Origin of the sequence: Wolbachia endosymbiont (group A) of Volucella bombylans, assembly GCF_964026965.1 — a bacterium.
GTDB classification, from domain to species: domain Bacteria; phylum Pseudomonadota; class Alphaproteobacteria; order Rickettsiales; family Anaplasmataceae; genus Wolbachia; species Wolbachia pipientis.
The window spans coordinates 1,347,893-1,364,994 of the sequence record NZ_OZ034717.1; the positions used below are offsets into that span (position 1 = coordinate 1,347,893).

General features: G+C 36.8%; 21 protein-coding genes and 1 pseudogene. 21 read left to right on the forward strand and 1 reads right to left on the reverse strand.

The features are described from left to right. Positions 1-25: 25 nt before the first annotated feature. From AAGD51_RS06825 to AAGD51_RS06860, 8 genes and pseudogenes are all read left to right on the forward strand, one after another. Positions 26-247 carry a hypothetical protein gene (locus AAGD51_RS06825; RefSeq protein WP_010082195.1) on the forward strand — a complete coding sequence of 74 codons (222 nt, stop codon included), beginning with the start codon at positions 26-28 and terminating at the stop codon, positions 245-247. After that, positions 228-536, forward strand: a complete 309-nt coding sequence (locus tag AAGD51_RS06830; RefSeq protein ID WP_010082196.1) for a type II toxin-antitoxin system RelE family toxin — start codon at positions 228-230, stop codon at positions 534-536. Before AAGD51_RS06825 ends, AAGD51_RS06830 begins: the two co-directional genes overlap by 20 nt. A gap of 119 nt (positions 537-655) precedes the next feature. Then, positions 656-2,073 (forward strand): annotated as a pseudogene (locus AAGD51_RS06835) (phage portal protein). Between the two features lie 65 nt (positions 2,074-2,138). Then, complete coding sequence (locus tag AAGD51_RS06840; protein ID WP_015588915.1) at positions 2,139-3,233, forward strand: S49 family peptidase; 1,095 nt, start codon at positions 2,139-2,141, stop codon at positions 3,231-3,233. A gap of 429 nt (positions 3,234-3,662) precedes the next feature. Further along, positions 3,663-4,675, forward strand: a protein-coding gene (locus AAGD51_RS06845; protein ID WP_076611893.1) for an IS110-like element ISWpi14 family transposase whose coding sequence is annotated in 2 segments (ribosomal slippage) — positions 3,663-4,551 and positions 4,551-4,675 — 1,014 coding nt in all. Because the reading frame shifts where the segments join, the coding sequence is not laid out codon by codon here. A gap of 23 nt (positions 4,676-4,698) precedes the next feature. Then, positions 4,699-5,070, forward strand: coding sequence for a head decoration protein (locus AAGD51_RS06850; RefSeq protein ID WP_070356777.1), 372 nt, complete (start codon positions 4,699-4,701; stop codon positions 5,068-5,070). Positions 5,071-5,147: 77 nt separating this feature from the next. Then, positions 5,148-6,149 (forward strand): major capsid protein, encoded by a 1,002-nt coding sequence (locus tag AAGD51_RS06855; protein ID WP_010962476.1) that lies wholly within the window; start codon positions 5,148-5,150, stop codon positions 6,147-6,149. A 90-nt stretch (positions 6,150-6,239) separates the two neighbouring features. Continuing rightward, the gene (locus tag AAGD51_RS06860; RefSeq protein WP_010082171.1) at positions 6,240-6,500 is read left to right on the forward strand and encodes a hypothetical protein; all 261 of its coding nucleotides are present in this window, start codon (positions 6,240-6,242) and stop codon (positions 6,498-6,500) included. Between the two features lie 185 nt (positions 6,501-6,685). On the opposite strand, the gene AAGD51_RS06865 is transcribed toward AAGD51_RS06860, so the two are convergent. Continuing rightward, positions 6,686-7,708 carry an IS110 family transposase gene (locus AAGD51_RS06865; protein WP_070357039.1) on the reverse strand — a complete coding sequence of 341 codons (1,023 nt, stop codon included), beginning with the start codon at positions 7,706-7,708 and terminating at the stop codon, positions 6,686-6,688. A 324-nt stretch (positions 7,709-8,032) separates the two neighbouring features. Between AAGD51_RS06865 and AAGD51_RS06870 the strand changes: the two genes are divergently transcribed. The 13 genes from AAGD51_RS06870 to AAGD51_RS06930 all read left to right on the forward strand — a co-directional run bounded on the left by AAGD51_RS06870 (position 8,033) and on the right by AAGD51_RS06930 (position 17,018). Then, positions 8,033-8,530, forward strand: coding sequence for a phage tail protein (locus AAGD51_RS06870; protein ID WP_010962479.1), 498 nt, complete (start codon positions 8,033-8,035; stop codon positions 8,528-8,530). A gap of 6 nt (positions 8,531-8,536) precedes the next feature. Beyond that, entirely contained in the window at positions 8,537-9,010 is a 474-nt protein-coding gene (locus AAGD51_RS06875) for a hypothetical protein (protein WP_015588919.1), read from the forward strand. After that, on the forward strand, positions 8,997-9,461 hold the full coding sequence (locus AAGD51_RS06880) for a phage baseplate assembly protein V (protein ID WP_015588920.1): 465 nt from the start codon (positions 8,997-8,999) through the stop codon (positions 9,459-9,461). Before AAGD51_RS06875 ends, AAGD51_RS06880 begins: the two co-directional genes overlap by 14 nt. 2 nt (positions 9,462-9,463) lie before the next feature. Further along, positions 9,464-9,718, forward strand: a complete 255-nt coding sequence (locus tag AAGD51_RS06885) for a PAAR domain-containing protein (RefSeq protein ID WP_010082109.1) — start codon at positions 9,464-9,466, stop codon at positions 9,716-9,718. After that, a complete protein-coding gene (locus tag AAGD51_RS06890) occupies positions 9,715-10,050 on the forward strand; it encodes a GPW/gp25 family protein (protein ID WP_015588922.1) in 336 nt (111 codons plus the stop codon). Before AAGD51_RS06885 ends, AAGD51_RS06890 begins: the two co-directional genes overlap by 4 nt. A gap of 2 nt (positions 10,051-10,052) precedes the next feature. Beyond that, the gene (locus AAGD51_RS06895) at positions 10,053-10,862 is read left to right on the forward strand and encodes a baseplate J/gp47 family protein (protein ID WP_010962482.1); all 810 of its coding nucleotides are present in this window, start codon (positions 10,053-10,055) and stop codon (positions 10,860-10,862) included. After that, entirely contained in the window at positions 10,862-12,022 is a 1,161-nt protein-coding gene (locus AAGD51_RS06900; RefSeq protein ID WP_015588924.1) for a phage tail protein, read from the forward strand. Before AAGD51_RS06895 ends, AAGD51_RS06900 begins: the two co-directional genes overlap by 1 nt. A 173-nt stretch (positions 12,023-12,195) precedes the next feature. Then, the gene (locus AAGD51_RS06905) at positions 12,196-12,798 is read left to right on the forward strand and encodes an ankyrin repeat domain-containing protein (protein ID WP_010962484.1); all 603 of its coding nucleotides are present in this window, start codon (positions 12,196-12,198) and stop codon (positions 12,796-12,798) included. A gap of 261 nt (positions 12,799-13,059) precedes the next feature. Next, positions 13,060-13,650, forward strand: coding sequence for an ankyrin repeat domain-containing protein (locus AAGD51_RS06910; protein WP_010962485.1), 591 nt, complete (start codon positions 13,060-13,062; stop codon positions 13,648-13,650). A 32-nt stretch (positions 13,651-13,682) separates the two neighbouring features. Beyond that, positions 13,683-14,111 (forward strand): DUF2924 domain-containing protein, encoded by a 429-nt coding sequence (locus tag AAGD51_RS06915; protein ID WP_015588926.1) that lies wholly within the window; start codon positions 13,683-13,685, stop codon positions 14,109-14,111. A gap of 2 nt (positions 14,112-14,113) precedes the next feature. Next, complete coding sequence (locus AAGD51_RS06920; protein WP_010962487.1) at positions 14,114-15,616, forward strand: recombinase family protein; 1,503 nt, start codon at positions 14,114-14,116, stop codon at positions 15,614-15,616. Positions 15,617-15,685: 69 nt separating this feature from the next. Further along, positions 15,686-15,829 carry a hypothetical protein gene (locus AAGD51_RS06925; RefSeq protein WP_010962488.1) on the forward strand — a complete coding sequence of 48 codons (144 nt, stop codon included), beginning with the start codon at positions 15,686-15,688 and terminating at the stop codon, positions 15,827-15,829. Further along, positions 15,804-17,018 (forward strand): hypothetical protein, encoded by a 1,215-nt coding sequence (locus AAGD51_RS06930; RefSeq protein WP_070356780.1) that lies wholly within the window; start codon positions 15,804-15,806, stop codon positions 17,016-17,018. Before AAGD51_RS06925 ends, AAGD51_RS06930 begins: the two co-directional genes overlap by 26 nt. Positions 17,019-17,102: the final 84 nt, after the last annotated feature.

Consider the following 17,102-nt stretch of genomic DNA (forward strand, 5'->3'; position numbering starts at 1 on the left):
GTAACATCTAGGTTTGGTTAAACATATGGTAAACTCAAGAGTTAATGTAACCTTCAATCCAAAAACTTCACAGCATCTTATTGAACTAGCTAAAGCAACTAAGCAGTCTGTTCAAAAATTAACAGAAAAGCTAATCAAAGAAGCAATTGAGCTTGAAGCAGAAGACATTGCGTTTTCCAAAATTGTTAGGGAGCTTGATGCTGACGATTCAGAAGAAGTAGAGGATAGTGAAGACATCTGGAAATAAGCGGTACACTATAAAATACCTTAAGCATGTTCTTAAAAGGAATTTGCCCTCCTTACCAGAAGCTATAAAGCCAAAAATTAAAGATGCAATAAGAGAGTATCTTGCAACTGATCCCATTGGTAATGGTGTATTGCTACGTAATAGATTAAAAGGACACAGAAGAATAAGAGTTGATGATTATCGTGTCGTCTATCGTGTAAATACTGCAGAACGTAAAGTAACTATTGTTTCAATAGGACACAGGGACAACATTTACAAGCAGGCAATATTAGATCTACTAAAACATTAAGAAAAGACATTTGTGCAGGAATCTCTTGCATAAATAGAAAATGTCAACAGCTTGTTTTCTCCAGCAGCTTGACGTAATTTTAAATAGCGCAACAATTTATTGCCCAATTAATAGTCTAAATGTTACTCAAATCATTCAAACAATTATTCCGCAAACCAAAAATCAAGAGCTCAGCCTGGGATGCGTCAGGCTCAGGAAGAAGATTATTGCACTTTCAACCAGAAGTAGGAAGTATAAATAGCTTACTTTCCCAGAGCCTTGAACACCTGCGTAGTCGGTCACGTGACATGGTAAGAAAGAACTCCTATGCGGCAAACATAATCGATACGATAGTGAGTAATTGCGTTGGAACGGGAATAAAACCGCAATCAAAAGCCAAGGATGGAGAATTTCGGAAAAAAGTGCAAGAATTATGGCTGAGATGGACAGATGAAGCAGACAGTAGTGGAGTAAGTGATTTTATGGGTTACAAGCTTTGGTTTGTAGGAGCATGATAGAAGGAGGAGAATGTTTTGTAAGACTTCGAACAAGAAAACGAGAAGATGGTCTTTGTGTGCCGTTGCAATTACAAGTACTTGAGTCAGAGCATTTAGACAATAAGAGCAATCAAACCCTTGCCAATGGTAATGTAATTAGAAACGGGATTGAATTTAACCGACTTGGGCAAAGAGAAGCGTATTACCTTTTTCGAGAACATCCGGGTGAAGGCTCGTTTGGAGAATCAGTTAGAGTGCCAGCAAACGATGTTTTACATATCTATAGACCACTAAGACCTGGGCAGATTCGAGGAGTACCATGGTTGTCCAGTGTACTGTTAAAGCTCTATGAACTTGATCAATACGATGATGCGGAATTAGTCAGAAAAAAGACTGCAGCAATGTTTGCGGGATTTATTACCAGACTTGATCCTGAAGCAAACATCATGGGAGAAGGAGAGAGTAATGAACATGGAGTAGCGCTGTCTGGCTTAGAACCTGGGACTATGCAATTACTTGATCCCGGAGAAGATATTAAGTTCTCGGAACCATCAGACGTTGGGGGAAGTTATGAAGCATTCATGAAACAGCAGCTTAGGGCAATAGCAGTAGGCACAGGGATAACTTACGAGCAGCTAACAGGAGATCTAAGTGGTGTCAATTATTCATCAATAAGAGCTGGGTTAATAGAGTTTCGTAGGAAGTGCGCGATGTTACAGCATAACGTGGTAGTATTTCAGCTTTGCCGGCCAGTATGGAATAGGTGGCTAGAATTAGCACTACTCTCTGGAGAACTGGACATAGGTGAAAATTGGGCAAAAGAAACAGCAAAAGAGGTAAAATGGATACCGCAAGGGTGTGCTTACGTAGATCCACTAAAAGACCAGCAAGCACAGCAAATGGCAGTAAGAAATGGATTTAAGAGTCGATCGGAAGTGGTTTCAGAACTAGGTTATGATGTAGAAGAAATAGACCAAGAAATTGCTGAGGATCAAAGACGTGCGAGTGAACTGGGCTTAAGTTTTGATTCTGATGTGAATTCTAATGCTGAAATGATATAAAATTCTATTTCTATGACAAATGGGTTTTTATTGCCCCAGACACAAATAAAAAATTTTAAAAACATATGACGACACAAATAAATTGGATGAATAAGCCGATGATGATAGAGCAAAGGAGTTTTGAATTATTGTCATTACATGCTGGAAAACACCCTACGTTTAAAAACATAAAACACACTGCAGAAAACAACGTAGAAAAAATAGCAATAATACCAATACATGGAATTTTGACCAAGAAACCAGGAGCTTTTGATGACATGTTGGGAATGACATCATATGAGAAGATACGTGAAGAGATAGAAAAAGCTTTAATAGATGAAGAAGTAGAAACAATAATTTTGGACATAGACAGCCCTGGAGGGGAAGTAAACGGTTTATTCGACCTTTCTGATTTTATTTACGAAGCAAGGGGATTAAAAAAGATCGTAGCAATAGCAAATGATGATGCGTATTCTGCGGCGTATGCAATAGCGTCAAGTGCTGAAAAAGTATTGGTAACGAGGACTTCAGGAGTTGGAAGCATAGGAGTAATAGCAAGTCATATAGATCAAAGTGGGTTTGATGAAAAACAGGGGATAAAATATACCACAGTATTTGCAGGAAAGAGAAAAAACGATTTAAATCCGCATGAGCCGATAACATCAGAAAGTGTGGAAAGCTTACAAGATGAAGTAGACCGCCTATATGAGATGTTTGTCGAGCTTGTAGCAAGAAATAGGAATCTTTCCACGGAAAAAATCAAATCAACGGAAGCAGGGCTATATTTTGGTGAGAAAGCAATAGAGATTGGACTTGCTGATGAAGTGATAACATATTCTGAATTTATAGATAGGAGAAACAATATGAGTAAAGCTGAATTTAACTATAAGGGCCACACCATCGATGCTGATGAGTTAATGGAAGAATCAAAACGAATAGGTTATGAGAGGTGCCGCAAGGAAGTATTAGAGGTAATAAGATTGTGTAATTTGTCAAAGATGCCAGAGAAGATAGGAGAATTTATTGAGCAGGATGTAAACGCAAAACAAGCCCAAGAGATATTAATGTCGATACTGGCGGAGAGAACGAAGAAGACAGAGATACTGAGCACAATACCACAAAGTTCATCAGAAGATTTAATGATGCAGGTAGCAAGAACTCGAGCGCAATCTGGCATTTGAGAAATTTAGGTACCAGCAATTACAAATGCCGCGGTAAACAAGTCCGCCAGAATAGCCAATTATAAAGTTTTCACCGCGACGTATAGCAACTTTAAACACCGCGGTAAACAAATCTTGTAACCGCCGTATATAACACTAACAAAAGCGGCGGTAAAACAATTAAGGAGATGGTATGAATAGTTATTGCTTGGTTGGAAGCATGAGAAGATAATACCTTCTCAGAGTGGATAGGTGGCAGATTGAAAATGTTTGTGAGGCCCTTTCTGCTTTTTGCAGTATAGGAAAAAGACCTCGTGAAGGAGATTAATCGCCCCTGCCACCGAAAACCATCGTGCGGCCTATAAAATTTAGTGACCGCGTATAGGAGAATGGACCAACCGGTAATATTCTACTCTGATATGTTGGAGTATTCAATAAGGGAGAAGATTTATGCGTTACATAGGTGTTGATTTACATACTAATAGTTTCACTGCTTGCTACTTAGAACAGGAAAAACCAGAGTATATTAAAACGTTTCGCTTACAGGATTTAGGTAATTTTATCAAAAATCTTCAAGAAACAGATGAAGTAGCCTTAGAGGCAACGGGAAATAGCTGTTTCTTTTATGATGAAGTGTCACCTTACGTTAAGCGCGTTGTTGTGGTTGCTCCCTTGCAATTTGAAGTTATTCGTCGTTCTGTGAACAAAACAGATAAACATGATGCAAGAGCTATTGCTTTTTTTCTCAGCAAAGATATGTTGCCTGAAGCAAAATGCAAGAGCAAACAATGCCAACAGTTAGCTTCTCTTCTTAAAACAAGAGATCAGTTAGTAAAATCACGGGTATCTTTAATCAATAAAATACATGGACTTTTCAATTACCACGGAATAAAGATTAAAAAGGAAGTACTGACAATCAAAGCGGGATTTGAATGCTCTCTTGGTAAACATGATTGGAGTCACTTGGAAAAGGTTGAGATTGAAGTGATTAGCAGTAATCTGGAAGTCATTCGAGAAAGTCTCAAAAAACTTGAAAAGGAAATTATAGCTTTTGCTCAGCAGCTTCCTGGATTTAATAATCTCATCAGCATTAAAGGTATTGGTGCGATTTCTGCAGCAGTTTTTGTTGCAACAATTGGTGATATTAATGATTTTAGTAATCCTGAAAAACTTACAGCTTATTTTGGAGTTGTACCGCGAGTTTCTCAATCCAATCAACAATGCACAATTGGAAGAATTACTAAACGTGGATCAAAAATTGGGCGTACTTCTTTAGTACAGTGTACTTGGATTGCTATACGTTATAGTCCTTATCTGAAAAGTTTTTACGAGCGTGTGAAAAAAAGCGTGGTTCTGCTAAGGCTATTATTGCTACTGCTAGGAAGTTTCTCACAACTATTTTCTATACTCTTAAAAACAACTGGATTTTCAAAGATTTTACAAAATATGAAATTTCTTATTGACAACAATCATAGGAGAAACATTTATGAGTTGTATAACCGAACAAAATAACCTTGGTGACCTATTAAAGTATGAGGCATCAAATCTATACTCAAGAGACCAAATAACAGTAGCAAAGGGGCAAAACCTAAGCTTGGGTACTGTAGTTGGCTGTAATATTGAAGATAATGTAATTAAGATTATCAATCCAACTGCAACAGATGGTACGCAAACAGCTATAGGAGTGATAGCAAGTGATGTAAACGTGAAAGAAAATACCAAAGCAGTAATCATTACACGTATAGCAATGCTAGCAGATCATGCAGTTGTGTGGCCAGCAAATATAACAGAAGAGCAGAAAGCTGCAGCAATAAAGCAACTTGAAGCACGAGGCATCATTATCCGCAAAGGGGTTTAGAAGCCCAGCAAACATCTTAATCATTCGCAAAGGGCTTAAAAGCCAACAAACATCTACAGCATTAAAGGGGAAAAAACATGCAAAATCCATTTACAAATTCAGCATTTAGTATGACGGAATTAACTAAAGCAATAAACATATTGCCGATAAATTATGGTCGAACAGAAAGCTTAAATTTATTTCCAAGTAGATCGGTAAGATTCCGACATATTACGATAGAAGAGCAAAACGGTGTTTTGAGCCTATTACCAACGCAAGTTCCCGGAGCACCAGCAACAGTGGGAAAACGTGGAAAACGAAAAATAAGAACGTTTACGATACCACATATTCCCCATGATGACGTAGTGTTACCTGAGGAAGTGCAAGGGATAAGGGCATTTGGGTCAGAGAATGAACTGAAAGCGTTGGCTAACGTGGTAACAGATCATCTGGAATTGATGAGGAACAAGCACGCGATAACGTTAGAACATTTGCGAATGGGGGCGTTGAAAGGGATTATTCTGGACGCTGATGGCAGTGAATTGTTAAATCTTTACAACGAATTTGAAATTACGCCAAAAGTAGTAAATTTTGCACTGGGAATAGCAACAACAGATGTAAAGCGTAAGTGTATGGAAGTACTCCGGCATATAGAAGATAATCTAAGTGGTGAATATATGACAGGAGTACATGCTTTGGTAAGCCCTGAATTTTTTGATGCATTAACTTCGCATAGTAAAGTAAAAGAAGCATATGAAAGATGGCAAGAAGGAGCAGCGCTTCGGAATGATATGAGATCAGGATTTACGTTTTGTGGAATAACATTTGAGGAATACAGAGGACAAGCAACTGATCCTGAAGGAACCGTGAGAAGATTTATTGAGAAAGATACAGGTCACTGTTTTCCACTTGGTACAGCAAGCACATTTACTACTTACTTTGCGCCAGCGGACTTTAATGAAACGGTAAATACACTAGGACAACCGCTCTATGCAAAACAAGAGCCAAGAAGATTTGATAGAGGGACTGACCTTCATACCCAATCAAACCCTCTACCAATGTGCCATCGCCCAGGTATACTTGTAAAACTTGCTGCATAACAGGTGAGGTAAAGCTAAGTGCAGATTGTTTTTAATACCCCGAACAGGAAGCATTATATCAACTAAAGAATAAAAAGCAACTAAAAAATTATGTTTAGAGATATTAAAAGATTATTTGCAGATTGTTTTGCACATCTAGGGCAGCAAGCGTTGTATGAATCAAAGGATAAGTCATATATGGTGCAAATATTAAAACAACAGCCAGATAAATTATACGAGATTGGTGAAGGACAATTTGTAGGGGAGATATTGATTTTGGAGGTGAGTATATTCGATGTATTGCAGCCAGTAGTAGATACCGTCTTGCAAGTCAACAAAAAAATTACAAAAATTGTTCAAGCTGTATCATAAAATTAAAAAATACTTCCAATTCACATTTTGTGTAACGGTACACAGATTATAGTTAGTGAATATGTTGATAAGTAAATTTCCGCTTTTTTGTACGTATAAAATTAATTTACTTATCAACATATTCACTAACCAGTTACAAAATTTGTGTAAGATACTATTTTACATAATTGGAGCGTTTTTTGATTTTAAAGCACTAAACTTTCAGCCAAACTCCTAGCTCTGTAGTTTTTGATATGATCTGGATCAAAAGCCTTCTTTGACCTTAAAACACCAAAAACAATATGGAGTAACTTACGCATTGCAGCTCCCACAATGGCCATGTTATGCTTGCCTTTCTCTTTTAACCTTTTGCAAAAAGTCATAATAGTAGGATTATGATTCTTAGCTACTATGGCAGGAAAGTACATTGCCTTACATAATGTTCGTGAACCGGATTTACTTAATCTGGGCTTGGCATGTACAGACGTACCTGACGTTATATTTCGTGGTATAGCTCCAGCATATGCTGCCAATTGCCTGGCATCCTTGAAAGCTTTTATGTTAGGAACTTCAGCCAAAATAGCTACTGCTGATTCTTCTCCTATTCCTGGAATGGTCAATAGAAGTTGAAAATTTTCCAACAATTCTTTGTGTTTATTTAATAGTTCACGTAAGGAGTTTTTTATTCTTTCTATTTTTTGTTTTATGTTCATTGCAAGGTCTTCCCAAGCATTTGCAACTTCTTTAGGCAGTCTCTCTTTTTTTTCTAAGTGGTTATTTACTAATGTCAATTCATCTTTTAACGCAGCCGAGCAACGATAAAGATGCTTTAATTTCTTTAACTCAGGAGAAGGTGGTGCCCAACGAATAGGTTCCTGTCTTTGGCAATAATCGGCAATTATCTCTGCATCAGTCTGATCATTCTTTTGTCGTATAAGCTTACTTTTTGCATAAAATCTTATACAAGCTGGATTAACAACACTCACAAAATGTCCAGTATTGTGTAGAAATTCAGCTAAGGCTTCACTATAACAACCAGTAGCTTCCATGCAGGCTTTTACTTGTTCTACATTATGCTTTTGTAGAAAGCTCAGTAAACCTTGAAACCCATGATCATTATTCTTGAAACTCCTTTTCCTGGTTTCACGTTTTCCTTTGTTGCTTATGAATGAAAGAGAAACATCAAAGCGATCTTTTGATATGTCTATACCCAAAAAGTTGTTGATCATATATAACTCCATACGTTACTATTAAAATGAAAAGTAAGGCTAACCTTGTGGATACAGAATTATAACCATTTAGGTCTTTCTACGATACCGTTCAGCCTATACTTTTGAGAAGGGAACTCTTGTCTACCACACAGATTTTATATCTAAGGAGATATTCAAAGTTCTTCCCTTCTCCACCTAATGCTTAAGCTTAAAACATCAGATGCTTTTGACAAGATACAAGGAGATATCTTTATTATTGATAAGCGTAAGTACAAAGTATATTCACCACCACTTAGGGACAATTCGGGAATGCTATGGAAAATTCAAGCGTCAGGGGTGTAGATGCGTATTAACATCGAAGTCACCGGTAGTATTATACAAAGTATAGATGCTGAAAGGAAAAAAGTGGAAAAAGCAACGGTGAGGGCACTAAACAAAACAGCACTATGGGTAAGGTCACAAACTGTCAAACAAGTTAGCGAAGAAAAACAAATACCAAAAAAAGCAATGAGAAAAAAGTTAAGTGTGGATAAAGCAAATAGAAAGCGCTTATGGTCAGTAGTAAAGCTCAGTTCGCAGTGGATAGGAGTAGCAAAACTTGGGAGTATAAAACAGACAAAGATAGGAGCAAAAGTAGGAAGCCGTACGTATGAAGGAGCATTTATAGCAACAATGAAAAATGGTCATATAGGAATCTTCAGACGAAGGTATACCACGTCTTTGCCAATAGATGAAATTAAAATAAATACCCATGCTCGGGAAACAATGAAAGAGTTAGTCTCTAATGAAGTAGAGAGAGTATTTGAGAAGTATTTTGACCATGAACTTAATTTTATTTAAGAGCGTATGTTTTGGAGAGATCTACATCAGAAGATTTGTAAAACGCTAAAAGAAGAAATCCCAGCAATACAAACGTGCGAAGTGTATCCAGCAATACGTAGGGAAATAATAGCGCCAGCAGCATTTGTAGAGCTTGCAAGTTTAGAACCAGGGAAAGATCCGGGGACTGAGGAATTAGCGTTGAGGGCAAGATTTGAGGTAAGAGTGGTAGTTGATGGAACAGTTGAGGATTCTCAGGTAGTGGTAAGGTCACTGGCAGCGGAAATTGCAAGGGTAGTGAATAAGAATACTTGGGACGTGGAAAATGTTTCAGCAGGTGAATTTATATCAGCAGGAGGGGATGATTTTAAACCAGAGTTGGATGCATATTTGGTGTGGTTGGTCGAATGGGTTCACGAGCTACATACAGGTCAATCAATGTGGTTAGAAACTGGTATCATACCACATACAATAAGTGTTGGCGAAAATGTTAGAGCATAATTTTGCAATTTCAGAGCTGAATAGGAAGTTAGCGAACATTATTCGTATAGGTCTAGTTAAAGAAGTAGATTATGAAAAAGCAAGAGTGCGGGTAAAAATAGGGGAATTTTTAACGGATTGGCTTCCGTGGGTAACGGCAAGAGCAGGAGAAGATAGAAGTTGGTTTGCGCCGAATATTGATGAGCAAGTAATAGTATTATCGCCATATGGAGAGTTGTCATTAGGGGTAGTATTACCAGCAATATATCAGGAGAAATATCCCCCTCCGGAGAATAAAAAGGAAATAAATAGTGTAAAATTTCAAGATGGGACAAAGTTATCATATGAGCAAGAAAAGCACCATCTTAAGATAGATGTAGTGGATAAAATAACGTTGAAAGTAGGAGAATCAAGTATGAAGATTACCAAGAGAGGCATAAAACTCAAAGCAAAGAGAATCGACCTTAATTAAGTATGGCTAAAGCTGTGGTTTGTATAGGGGATTATTGCAGTGGAATACCAGCACATGTTTGTATGAGTGGAAGCAGCGATGTTTTTGTAAACGGTAGATCTGTGTGTCGAAAAGGAGATATCTTAACTCTAGGGGAGAAACTAACTCAGGGATCAAATAGCGTATTTGTTAATGATATTGGCATAACAAGAACAGGTGACTTGGTATCGTGTGGTTTTCATGTGATGGGTGATAGCAAAAATGTATTTGCAGAATGAGAGGCATGAATGCTAGCACGGGAAAGGAATTGGAAGGATTAAACCATCTAAAGCAATCGATAGTTGACATACTGACCACGCCGATAGGATCACGTGTTATGCGAAGGGATTATGGGTCAAGACTACTTGAATTAGTAGATAAGCCAATTAATAGGGATTTAACTTTGGAAATCTATGCAGCAGTAGCAGAAGCTCTACAAAAGTTGGAGCAAAGATTTAAGTTAGAAAAAGTAAAAATTACAGAAGTGAAAGAAGGAAAGGTCAATATTTCATTAGATGGTATTTATCTACCAAATGGGAAAAATATTCATTTTGATGGGATTATGGTATAGAGATGGAGCAGCCAAATATTATCGAACCACTGAACTTTGAAGAGATTTTTTCCCGGATGAAAGAAGAATTAGTAAGTCGTGATGAAAGTTTTACGGCATTAGTAGAAAGTGACCCAGCAATAAAGATTTTAGAGGTAGCAGCATGGCGAGAACTTTTGCTGAGAGAAAGAATAAACGAAGCGGCAAGGAGCAACTTACTGAAGTTTGCAAGGGGGGAAGAACTTGATAATTTAGCTGAGTTTTATGGAGCAGAGAGGCAAGATGGAGAAGAAGATGAACGATTTAGAAAAAGAATCAAGGCAAAAATAAAAGGCTGGTCAACTGGAGGAAGTAAAGAACATTATCGATATCATGCACTCTCAGCAGATAGAAGAGTAAAGGATGCGCTGGTTGAATCAAAAGTGCCAGGGAGTGTAGAGATCTCGATTTTATCCACGGAGTTATCCACAAATGGCATAGCATCTGAAGAACTACTTGATATTGTAAGAAAGCGAGTCACCAGGGATGATATAAGGGTATTGACAGATACGATAACAGTAGTTGGTTGCAATATTATTGAAATAGATATCCACAGCAAAATTAGCATTAAAAGACCGGATATTATTGAAACGGTGAAGAAGAAATTTATCGAAAAATTTGAAGCAACGAAAAGATTGGGATGGAAGGTGACAAAATCATGGATCATAGCAAATCTATTTGTAGAAGGGGTAGAAAACGTGGAATTAATAGAGCCAAGAAAAGATGTTGTGGTACTGGGGAATGAGTGCGTTTGTTTAGGCAAGCTAGAAATCGAATTAATGGGCAAAAGCTAATGTTACTTCCACCTAATAGCACAAAAGAAGAAAGAGCCATAGTAGAGGCTATCGATTACAAAGTTGATCCAAGCAGGATAAAAGGATTTAAGTTTAATTCTAAAGATGAAATACTACCGTGGATAATAGAAGAATATGGATTGGGGGAAATTCTGCGTTGGGTAAAAGACAAAGGAAAGGCGATAAGAGAAGGAATAAAATTTCAAAGACTGCGTGGCACACCTGCCTCACTGAAAATAGCATTAAAGTGGGCAAATATAGAAGATATTACGATCATTGAAGAGCCACCCGGTAAACACTTTTTTGAGTTGCAGGTAGGGATAAGAGATGTTCCGAACGACTTCTTCGTGGATGCAGTAGTAGAACTAGCAAAACTATCATTGCCAGCAAGATCGAGGCTAATGAGGCTTTTCAATGACCACTATAATATTGGAAGATTTATTTTAGATGAAAGCTTTTTTGGCAGCTTATTATCAGACTACTCTGGTACAAAGATCGAAAAAGATGGACCAGTGTTATCATTTGGGAGAGTAAATTTTTTCAGGTCTAGTGGTCCAGTTGTTAGGATTATAGAGAACTATCTACGCAATCATTATGAACAAGCTTTGAGCAATGATATATATCGCCTAGATGTAGCAATACTTGGAGAAACCGAGCCTCATACTAAGAACTATAACGGTATTTATGAAAGGAATCATGTGTGGTATAACTTCAAAGCGCTATATCCGCTACCACAGAGCTTATTACCGGCAATTAAGTTTGCTAAGGCACAAATAGTATTATCAGATAGCTGGAACTTAGGGGAAATAAACGCATGTTTTCCGGTTACTAGTATAGAAGAGGAAGGGGATAAATTTTTATTGGGAAGTAGCAAACTATCTGAACAACTGTGGAATTTAAAATATAAACCAGTTTTAGAAAGGTTTAGCGTTACTCACCACTACAAGGTAGAAGATTTTACCAACCAGAAAGTTATAAGATTTGGTTTAGCAGAACACAATGTTCATTTTGAAAGCGATTTAGATTCAGAGCAAAAGGATTCAATACATGAGTTAGAAAGGTACATTTTAGTGTTTTACCCAGGTGTACTAACATGGCACGAACATCGACATTTGAACAGAAGTTGGGAAGAAAAACAGGTCGTATGTTTAATGAGTTAAATACATATACTTATATCTTCATACACTACATTAATATTCGGTAAAAATGTGTGTTTTTTGAAAAAAAGAAGTTGCTTTTCCATGCCAAAACAGCTATAAATTAGGTAGGTGTAGGTAAACAAAAAAGATTTACCAAACGCTAGAAGTTAGGAAGTTTTATAGTGAGGTACATCATGTGGATTAGTCAAGAAGAAAGGGATGATTTTAATGAATTATTTCAAGAGTTGCTTGCAGGCAAATTGTCTAAAAAGCATATAAATAGAAAAAATGAAAACGGTGAAACAATGTTGCACCGAGCAGCAAAAATGTCGACGAGAAAAAAAGTAAACTGGCTGATATGGGAAGGAGCAGATGTAGATGCAAGAGATAACGAAGGTTATACACCACTGCACTCAGCAGCGCTTGGAATGCGTCTGGAAAACGTAAAAGAATTAATAGAAGCCAGAGCAGATATAAACGCAACCGAAGAAGATGGAAATACGGCACTACATCTAGCGTGTATGGTAGGTGGAAAAAAGATAGTAGAAGAGTTAATAAAAGCAGGGGCAGAAATAAACCTGGTAAGTATATCAGGATTTAGCCCAATGTATTACGCAAGTGATGAAGAGACAAGGGAGGTATTAAAGAAAAAAGGAGGAAAAATAGTGAACAAACAGAGGGAGTTAATGGAAAAAATAAGTAAGGTATCGGAAAAGCAGGTGGTAAATGGTGGAAAGAAGCTAAATGATGTGGAGGAAAGGGCTGTAGATGTTTGCAGACTTTTTGTGAGGAAATAAGAGGCTAAATATATGGAAAAAATAGAAGAGAAAAGCTGGCAACAGCAGGAGAGGAATTGCTATTATTTAACAGATTAAATATATAGATTTATATCTTAATATAATATGCTGAAAAAATGTGTATATTTTGTAAAAAAAACTTGCTTTTTATGCCAAAACAGCCCTAAGTGAAAAAGTAGCTGGTAAACAAACAAAGTTTGCTAAGCGCTAAAGTGAGCCAAATTGGAGCCACTTTATATTGCATTAATAGCTGAGGAACTTATGGTAAAATTTAGTAAGAAAGAAAGAGAAGAATTTAATAAGTCGTGGAAAGAAGTATTAGATAACTCAATAGAAAATATTAACAAAAAAGACACAAAAGGAAGGACGATACTACATTACGCGGTGGGAATGCCAGATCCGAAAAAAGTGAAATTATTAATCAAAAAGGGAGCAGATGTAGATGCAGCAGATGCCGGGAAATATAGACCACTACACCTAGCAGTGATGGGGCAACGTCTAGAAAATACAAAAGAGCTGATAAAGGCAGGAGTCGATGTAAACGCAGTGGAACGAAGTAGCAAATTTGCCGCGTTACACCTTGCGTGCATGGTAGCAGAGATAAAAATAGTAGAAGAGCTAGTAAAAGCGGGAGGGAATGTGGAACAAAAAGATAAATTTGGCAAGACCCCAATGGATTATGTGAGAAATAATAAAGAGATAAAAGAAGTGTTAGAGAACGTAAAAATGGCAAATAAACAGAGGGAATTTATAGAAAGAATAAGAGTTGTATCGGAAAGTACAGCAGCAGGTGTGATAGTAGCAAAAGAAGAGGTGAAAGAGCTAGAAACTATGGATGAAAAAGTGCTATGAGCCGCAACTTTTTTTTAAATTCAGAAGCTAGGATGGAAGGAATAGAAAAGAAAGTATTGAATTTAGAGAAAAAAGCGTTGGAAGAGCTGAGAAAAATATGGAGGAAGGTCTTTGTGGAAGAAGCGCCTAGAAACTCAAAGAAATATTTGATACCAAGATTGGCGTATAGGTTGCAGGAGAAAGCGTATGGAGAAATATCAAGAAAAGGAGCAAAAAGACTAAAATACCTGGCAGATCGGCTAGAACAGGGAAAAAGGATAAGTAGCGATAAACTGCCAGCAGTAGGAACGGAGTTGATATTAGAAAGAGGTGAAGAAACGCATGCAGTGATGGTAACAGATAAGGGTTTAATCTACAGAGAAGAATTTTTTACGTCATTATCAGCGGTAGCCGGAAAAATAATGGGAATGAGCTACAACGGTCCTTTATTATTTGGGATGCGTGATAAAAAGGTAAGTTGAGAATGCTAAAAGAGGTAAGGTGTGCGATATATACGAGAAAATCAAATGAAGACGGGCTAGAGCAGAAGTTTAATAGTCTTGATGCACAGCGAGTAGCATGTAAAAAATATATAAAAAGCCGAGAAGGGTGGGTAGCATTAGCCAAAAGGTATGATGATGGAGGCTATTCAGGAAGTAATTTAAATAGACCAGCGATAAAGGAATTATTTGAAGATGTAAAAGCCGGAGAGGTAGACTGCGTGGTAGTATACACGTTGGACAGGTTATCAAGGGAAACGAAGGATTGCATAGAAGTAACGTCATTTTTTAGAAGGCACCGGATAAGTTTTGTAGCAGTGACGCAAATATTTGATAACAACACACCAATGGGAAAATTTGTACAAACAGTGTTATCAGGAGCGGCACAGCTAGAAAGAGAAATGATAGTAGAGAGAGTAAAAAATAAAATAGCAACATCGAAAGAGGAAGGATTATGGATGGGAGGGAATGTGCCACTAGGGTATGATGTAAAAGAGAAGGAATTAATAATAAATGAAAAAGAAGCAAAAGTAATAAAGCATATATTTGAGAGATATATGGAGCTGAGATCAATGGCAGAATTGGCAAGAGAGTTAAACAGAGAAGGATATCGAACGAAAGCAAAATCAGATATCTTTAAAAAGGCCACAGTGAGGAGAATAATAACAAATCCGATATATATGGGAAAAATACGGCATTATGAGAAGCAGTATAAAGGAAAGCATGAGGCAATAATAGAAGAAGAAAAATGGCAAAAGGCACAGGAATTAATAAAGAATCAGCCATATCGAGGCAAAAAATATGAAGAGGCGCTACTAAAGGGGATGATAAGATGCAGATGCTGCAAAGTAAACATGACGCTGACATACTCAAAAAAAGAAAATAAAAGGTATCGATATTATATATGCAATAACCATTTAAGAGGAAAAGGTTGCAAGTCGATGAACCGAACAGTAGTAGCCGGAGAAGTGGAAAAAGAAGTAATGAAGAGAGCGGAATGCTTATATGAGAATTGGGAAAAAGGGGCAAAAAAAGAAAAATGGGAAAATTTAAGTTTTGGAAAACAGAAAGAAGCAGTGAAGAAATTAATAAAAACAGTGTGGGTAAGAGAAGATGGAATAGAGGTGTGTTCTGAGTCAGAGGAAAAATTTATACCAATGAATTTAAAGAAGAAAGGAAACAAATGCACAGTAGTGGAACCAGAAGGAAAAACAAACAATGCGCTACTGAAAGCAGTGGTAAGAGCCCATCTTTGGAAACGTCAACTAGAGGAAGGAAAATATAGAAGTGTGAAAGAGCTGAGCATTAAAATTAATATAGGTACAAGACGTATACAACAAATTTTAAGATTAAATTATTTAGCACCAAAGATCAAAGAAGACATAGTAAATGGGAGACAACCGAGTAATTTGCGGTTAGTTGATTTAAGGGAAATACCGATGCTATGGAGTGAGCAAATGGAAAAATTTTACAAATTAGCGTCTTAAAAATCACACAATTAATACGTTATTAACGCAACTAACTTATAAAACAAACATTATACGAAGGGAAATACTATGCCAGTAAAGAAAAAAGAGCGTACTGATAAATTATGTGGATTAACAGAAAAAGAGAAAGGTAAGTTTGATACTCTGAAGCAAGAAATAGAAAATCTAGGGAAAAAAAAAGTCCTTTATGTTCTGGAGAAGGACGAAAAATGAGAATAGCATTGCTGAAAAATTTAATGATGATACATTACAGAAAATTTTAACAACAAAAATACCTTATAGTGAAGAAGGGAGGAAAGGAGTATTTACGCTACCGTGTTATGCTATATCTCTTAAGAATAATCAAGCTTTTGAGACGTTTTTACAAGAAGCAGCAAAACGAAAATTTTTAAAAGATCTTCTGAATGACGAATTAACCGGAGAAATTCTGGGTGTTCAAAAAACAACCTACACGGTACTAGCATACTGTATTTCAGAGAAAAATAGCAAAGCTGTTAGGGCAGTTTTAGAAGTTTCTAAAGAAAACGGTATTTTGAAAGAAATCCTCGACCAGAAAATGATAAAAGAAAAAGCAAATAGCCAGAAGATAAGCTATACACTAATTGATTATGCTAATAAACAAAATTGTAAAGAAATTGTAGCAACTCTCAAGGAATTTAAAGAAAGTCTTAATATAGAAGTTAAACCTGTAAGTGGTAATGCTGAAACTAGCTGTGAAGATATCAATAAAGACTGTGAAGATCTTGAAATACATGAACCTATGCTTGCAAGCAGTGAAGAAGCTAAAAATATTTTAACAAAAGATGATATAGATCAGACACAAAGTTCCAGTATTTCTACAACCACTTTTACTGAAGTTGTGAAAAGAGATCAAACGCAATCGTGCTCTCATAGCAAATCTAGAAGTGCTGAGAACGGAAAATCATTAACAGAAATAAAGCATAAAAGAAAATTAATCAAAACTGATACAGAATCAAGAGAGAAGTTGACAGATAATTTAACATGGGAAAGTAAAGCTACAGCTCAATTGCGTGGAGATATTAATAAAGATAGCGAGCTAATATTTGAAACCAGTGAGAAAGCTCAAAATGCTTTAACAGAAGAAGAGCCTGATATCCCATCTCCAACTGAACTATATTTTGATAGTAAAGGAAATTCTGTAGACGAAAAATCATCAAAAAAGGCAATTCAACCAATTGTAGCTGGTGTTGTTGGTGCAGTGTTATTGGCAAGCGGTGTTGCATTGTATATCATGAAAATGCCTGTAATAGCAGCGGTTGTGGGAATAGCTGGATTGGTGTGTCTGAGCTTTGCGTTGTATAATGTGCTAAAGCCCAGCACAAAGCTAGAAAAAGTGGAAAGTGTGGAGCAGCCTATTCAGTCTTCTTTGAATCTAGCATAAAAGGCTATGCTCAAAAAATCATAAACAACAAGATAACTTCTTTAGAAGATTTCTTAAACTATTAACTAAGAATTACCTCCGTTA